Origin of the sequence: Enterobacter sp. 198 (assembly GCF_009025585.1) — a bacterium.
Taxonomy (GTDB): Bacteria; Pseudomonadota; Gammaproteobacteria; order Enterobacterales; family Enterobacteriaceae; genus Enterobacter; species Enterobacter ludwigii.
Window position 1 is genome coordinate 131,097 of record NZ_WCIM01000006.1, and the last position, 6,150, is coordinate 137,246.

A 6,150-nucleotide genomic window follows, 5' to 3' on the forward strand; every position below is an offset into this window, starting at 1 on the left:
ATTGTTGTGGGGTGAATTACGCCAGGAAGCGGTAGCCCGGCATGGTCAGGAAGTCGATTAAGTCATCAGATGTGGTGATTTGCTCCATCAGGCGAGCGGCGTCATCAAAACGTCCGCTGCTGAAGCGGTGTTCACCCAGTTCGTCCTGGATCACCCGCATCTCTTCGGCCAGCATCTGACGGAACAGGGATTTGGTCACCGGCTTGCCGTTGCTGAGCGTTTTTTGATGGTGGATCCACTGCCAGATTGAGGTGCGAGAGATTTCGGCGGTAGCGGCATCTTCCATCAGGCCGTAGATCGGCACGCAGCCGTTACCGGAGATCCACGCTTCAATGTACTGGACGGCTACGCGGATATTGGCGCGCATGCCCTCTTCCGTACGCTCGCCCGCACACGGTGCCAGCAGGTGTTTTTCAGCCTTTGGGGCATCCTCATCACGCGTCACAAACAGCTGGTTTTTGTTCTCACCAAGTACGCGGTTGAAGACGTCCATTGCCGTATCCGCCAGACCCGGATGCGCGATCCACGTTCCGTCATGGCCATTTCGTGCTTCAAGCTCTTTATCGGCTTTCACCTTGTTGAGCACCTGATTGTTACGTTCAGCATCTTTGCTTGGGATAAATGCTGCCATTCCCCCCATCGCAAAGGCCCCACGCTTGTGGCAGGTCTTAATCAACAGGCGTGAGTAGGCACTCAGGAACGGTTTATCCATGGTGACAACCTGGCGATCCGGCAGTACACGATCGGGATGATTTTTCAGGGTTTTGATGTAGCTGAAGATGTAATCCCAGCGTCCACAGTTCAGCCCAACAATATGGTCGCGCAGCGCATGCAGAATTTCGTTCATCTGGAACACGGCAGGCAGCGTTTCAATCAGCAGGGTGGCTTTAATGGTGCCGCGCGGCAGGTTGAAACGATCTTCCGTGAAGCTAAACACTTCACTCCACCAGGCCGCTTCCTGCCAGGCCTGTGTTTTCGGCAGATAGAAATAGGGGCCGCTGCCTTTTGCCAGCAGATTCTTGTGGTTGTGGAAGAAATAGAGGGCGAAGTCAAACAGACTGCCCGGAATGGCTTCGCCACGCCAGGTGACATGCTTTTCAGGCAGATGCAGTCCACGTACGCGACAGATCAGAACCGCCGGATTGGGTTTCAGTTGATAGATTTTGCCGGCTTCGTTGGTATAGCTGATGGTGCCATTTACGGCATCGCGCAGATTGATTTGCCCGTCGATAACCTTATGCCAGTCCGGCGCCAGTGAGTCCTCAAAATCTGCCATAAAGACTTTTACGTTCGCGTTCATGGCGTTGATCACCATTTTGCGCTCCACCGGGCCGGTGATTTCGACGCGCCGATCCTGTAAATCATCCGGAATGCCGCGGATTTTCCACTCACCACGGCGAATGGAAGCGGTTTCCGAAATAAACCCAGGCAACTTGCCATCATCAATTTCCTGCTGCTGATGAATGCGTGCCGCCAGCAGCTTATTGCGCGTTGGCGTAAAGCGGGTCACCAGTTCGGTCAGGAATTCGACAGCGTCTGCTGTCAAAATTTGCTGTTCTTGCTCGCCATGCGGCTGGGTAAAGGCCAGTTCATCGACCGTCGTTGCCTGTTGAGTCATTACTCTGCTCCTCATCAAAGATCCAAAATCACGCCCCCGATGCGAACGAAAGATCGTTGTGTAGTTTTCGCTCAGCAGAATTAAGACTATCTATATTTTTTCCAAAATCAAAAACAATTTCCATTTTAATTATTAAATGCATTTAACACATTGATTAATATGAAATTAAAGTTTTATTGTTTGTTGAGTGGTGTTTCGGAAATGAAAAAGGCACCCGAAGGTGCCTGATGTGAATAGCTGAAACGCTTTAGGATCGTTTAGTGCAGAAGATTACTCCAGCGTTGGATTCATGTGGCGCAGATCGTATGGCGTGATCTGGTAGACGTAATAGTTGAGCCAGTTCGTAAACAGCAAATTCCCGTGGCTACGCCAGGTGGCTCTCGGTTTGTTCTGTGGATCGTTTTTGGGGAAATAGTTGTACGGAACGTCCGGATTCAGACCGGCTTCAACGTCACGGAAATACTCCGACGCGAGGGTGTTCGGATCGTATTCAGGATGGCCGGTAACAAAGGCAATGCGCTTGTCTTTACTGGCAAACAGGTAAGCATCCCCGTCTTCGGTTTCGGCCAGGATATCGAGATCGGTGTAATCACGAATCAGCTGTGCCGGGAAATCGGCGTAGCGCGAGTGTGGGGCCAGGAAGGAGTCATCGAACCCGCGCGTCAACAGGGCGTGAGGTTGGACAAGGTGGTGCTCGTAAACACCTGAAAGCTTCTCAGTGCGGGTTTGTTTGGGGATCCCATAGAGGATATTCAGGGCGGCTTGCACCGCCCAACAAACAAACAACGTGGACGTGACGTGATCTTTAGCCCACTCCAGTACCTGTTTGATCTGCGGCCAGTAGGCAACATCATTAAATTCGACCAGGCCCAGCGGTGCACCGGTCACAATCAGCCCGTCGAAGTTTTCGTCGCGAATGTCGTCGAAGTTACAGTAAAAGTTATTCAGATGCTCAGAAGGCGTATTTCGCGACTCACGGGCATCGATTCGCAGCAGCTGGATATCAACCTGCAGCGGCGAGTTCGAAAGTAAACGCAGGAACTGGTTCTCTGTTTCGATCTTTTTCGGCATCAGATTGAGAATAAGCACCTTCAGTGGGCGAATTTCCTGACCTGTAGCGCGTGAAGTCGTCATCACAAAGACGTTTTCATCACGTAAGAAATTGACGGCTGGTAGCTCGTCCTGCACCCGAATCGGCATAACCTCATATCCTCACAGCATACGTATAAACGTTTAGACATCCAGACAGCTAACGATACCCAGAAACAGGCTGAATGTCGAGTCTGCAAGCGGAAGGTGAGAAAGTTTCAAGGAGGAAGTAAGAAGCCCAAAAAGCAAAAAACCCCGCACCATACGGTACGGGGTTCTTTTAATTGATGCCTGGCAGTTCCCTACTCTCACATGGGGAGACCCCACACTACCATCGGCGCTACGGCGTTTCACTTCTGAGTTCGGCATGGGGTCAGGTGGGACCACCGCGCTAAAGCCGCCAGGCAAATTCTGTAATCTGTATCAGCTGAAAATCATCTCTCATCGCCAAAACATCTTCGGCGTTGTAAGGTTAAGCCTCACGGTTCATTAGTATCGGTTAGCTCAACGCATCGCTGCGCTTACACACCCGACCTATCAACGTCGTAGTCTTCAACGTTCCTTCAGGAGACTTAAAGTCTCAGGGAGAACTCATCTCGGGGCAAGTTTCGTGCTTAGATGCTTTCAGCACTTATCTCTTCCGCATTTAGCTACCGGGCAGTGCCATTGGCATGACAACCCGAACACCAGTGATGCGTCCACTCCGGTCCTCTCGTACTAGGAGCAGCCCCCCTCAATTCTCCAGCGCCCACGGCAGATAGGGACCGAACTGTCTCACGACGTTCTAAACCCAGCTCGCGTACCACTTTAAATGGCGAACAGCCATACCCTTGGGACCTACTTCAGCCCCAGGATGTGATGAGCCGACATCGAGGTGCCAAACACCGCCGTCGATATGAACTCTTGGGCGGTATCAGCCTGTTATCCCCGGAGTACCTTTTATCCGTTGAGCGATGGCCCTTCCATTCAGAACCACCGGATCACTATGACCTGCTTTCGCACCTGCTCGAGCCGTCACTCTCGCAGTCAAGCTAGCTTATGCCATTGCACTAACCTCCTGATGTCCGACCAGGATTAGCTAACCTTCGTGCTCCTCCGTTACTCTTTGGGAGGAGACCGCCCCAGTCAAACTACCCACCAGACACTGTCCGCAACCCGGATTACGGGTCTACGTTAGAACACCAGCCATTAAAGGGTGGTATTTCAAGGTTGGCTCCACGCAGACTGGCGTCCACGCTTCAAAGCCTCCCACCTATCCTACACATCAAGGACCAGTGTTCAGTGTCAAGCTATAGTAAAGGTTCACGGGGTCTTTCCGTCTTGCCGCGGGTACACTGCATCTTCACAGCGAGTTCAATTTCACTGAGTCTCGGGTGGAGACAGCCTGGCCATCATTACGCCATTCGTGCAGGTCGGAACTTACCCGACAAGGAATTTCGCTACCTTAGGACCGTTATAGTTACGGCCGCCGTTTACCGGGGCTTCGATCAAGAGCTTCGCGTTACCGCTAACCCCATCAATTAACCTTCCGGCACCGGGCAGGCGTCACACCGTATACGTCCACTTTCGTGTTTGCACAGTGCTGTGTTTTTAATAAACAGTTGCAGCCAGCTGGTATCTTCGACTGATTTCAGCTCCACCCGCAGGGGCTTCACCTACATATCAGCGTGCCTTCTCCCGAAGTTACGGCACCATTTTGCCTAGTTCCTTCACCCGAGTTCTCTCAAGCGCCTTGGTATTCTCTACCTGACCACCTGTGTCGGTTTGGGGTACGATTTGATGTTACCTGATGCTTAGAGGCTTTTCCTGGAAGCAGGGCATTTGTTACTTCAGCACCGTAGTGCCTCGTCATCACACCTCAGCGTTAATAAGGAACCGGATTTACCTGGAACCTCCGCCTACATGCTTAAACCGGGACAACCGTCGCCCGGCTAACATAGCCTTCTCCGTCCCCCCTTCGCAGTAACACCAAGTACAGGAATATTAACCTGTTTCCCATCGACTACGCCTTTCGGCCTCGCCTTAGGGGTCGACTCACCCTGCCCCGATTAACGTTGGACAGGAACCCTTGGTCTTCCGGCGAGCGGGCTTTTCACCCGCTTTATCGTTACTTATGTCAGCATTCGCACTTCTGATACCTCCAGCACCCCTCACAGGACACCTTCAACGGCTTACAGAACGCTCCCCTACCCAACAACACATAGTGTCGCTGCCGCAGCTTCGGTGCATGGTTTAGCCCCGTTACATCTTCCGCGCAGGCCGACTCGACCAGTGAGCTATTACGCTTTCTTTAAATGATGGCTGCTTCTAAGCCAACATCCTGGCTGTCTGTGCCTTCCCACATCGTTTCCCACTTAACCATGACTTTGGGACCTTAGCTGGCGGTCTGGGTTGTTTCCCTCTTCACGACGGACGTTAGCACCCGCCGTGTGTCTCCCGTGATAACATTCTTCGGTATTCGTAGTTTGCATCGGGTTGGTAAGCCGGGATGGCCCCCTAGCCGAAACAGTGCTCTACCCCCGAAGATGAGTTCACGAGGCGCTACCTAAATAGCTTTCGGGGAGAACCAGCTATCTCCCGGTTTGATTGGCCTTTCACCCCCAGCCACAAGTCATCCGCTAATTTTTCAACATTAGTCGGTTCGGTCCTCCAGTTAGTGTTACCCAACCTTCAACCTGCCCATGGCTAGATCACCGGGTTTCGGGTCTATACCCTGCAACTTAACGCCCAGTTAAGACTCGGTTTCCCTTCGGCTCCCCTATACGGTTAACCTTGCTACAGAATATAAGTCGCTGACCCATTATACAAAAGGTACGCAGTCACCCCATAAAAGAGGCTCCCACTGCTTGTACGTACACGGTTTCAGGTTCTTTTTCACTCCCCTCGCCGGGGTTCTTTTCGCCTTTCCCTCACGGTACTGGTTCACTATCGGTCAGTCAGGAGTATTTAGCCTTGGAGGATGGTCCCCCCATATTCAGACAGGATACCACGTGTCCCGCCCTACTCTTCGAGTTCACAGCCTGTGTGCTTTCGTGTACGGGACTGTCACCCTGTACCGTGCGACTTTCCAGACGCTTCCACTAACACACAAGCTGATTCAGACTCTGGGCTGCTCCCCGTTCGCTCGCCGCTACTGGGGGAATCTCGGTTGATTTCTTTTCCTCGGGGTACTTAGATGTTTCAGTTCCCCCGGTTCGCCTCGTTAACCTATGTATTCAGTTAACGATAGTGTGTCGGAACACACTGGGTTTCCCCATTCGGACATCGCCGGGTCAAAGGTTCATATCACCTCGCCGGCGCTTTTCGCAGATTAGCACGTCCTTCATCGCCTCTGACTGCCAGGGCATCCACCGTGTACGCTTAGTCGCTTAACCTCACAACCCGAAGATGTTTCTTTCGATTCATCACCGGTTTGCGAAAATTTGAGAGACTCGAACACACAT

General features: G+C 52.2%; 2 protein-coding genes and 2 rRNA genes. All 4 read right to left on the reverse strand.

Features of this window, described 5'->3' with window-relative positions; genetic code table 11:
* Positions 1 to 16: 16 nt before the first annotated feature.
* Entirely contained in the window at positions 17 to 1,618 is a 1,602-nt protein-coding gene (aceB, locus tag F8561_RS01920; protein WP_151887086.1) for a malate synthase A, read from the reverse strand.
* A gap of 270 nt (positions 1,619 to 1,888) precedes the next feature.
* Positions 1,889 to 2,818: a homoserine O-acetyltransferase MetA gene (metA, locus tag F8561_RS01925; RefSeq protein WP_014168174.1), complete on the reverse strand. Its 930-nt coding sequence runs from the start codon at positions 2,816 to 2,818 to the stop codon at positions 1,889 to 1,891.
* Positions 2,819 to 2,996: 178 nt separating this feature from the next.
* A 5S ribosomal RNA gene (rrf, locus tag F8561_RS01930) occupies positions 2,997 to 3,112 on the reverse strand.
* A gap of 63 nt (positions 3,113 to 3,175) precedes the next feature.
* Positions 3,176 to 6,081: ribosomal RNA gene (locus F8561_RS01935) — 23S ribosomal RNA — on the reverse strand.
* Between the last annotated feature and the right edge of the window lie 69 nt (positions 6,082 to 6,150).

Bases quoted from the DNA above. Each gene is read 5' to 3' on its own strand.
- metA (WP_014168174.1), bottom strand. From the start codon at position 2,818: ATGCCGATTCGGGTGCAGGACGAGCTACCAGCCGTCAATTTCTTACGT.
- aceB (WP_151887086.1), bottom strand. From the start codon at position 1,618: ATGACTCAACAGGCAACGACGGTCGATGAACTGGCCTTTACCCAGCCG.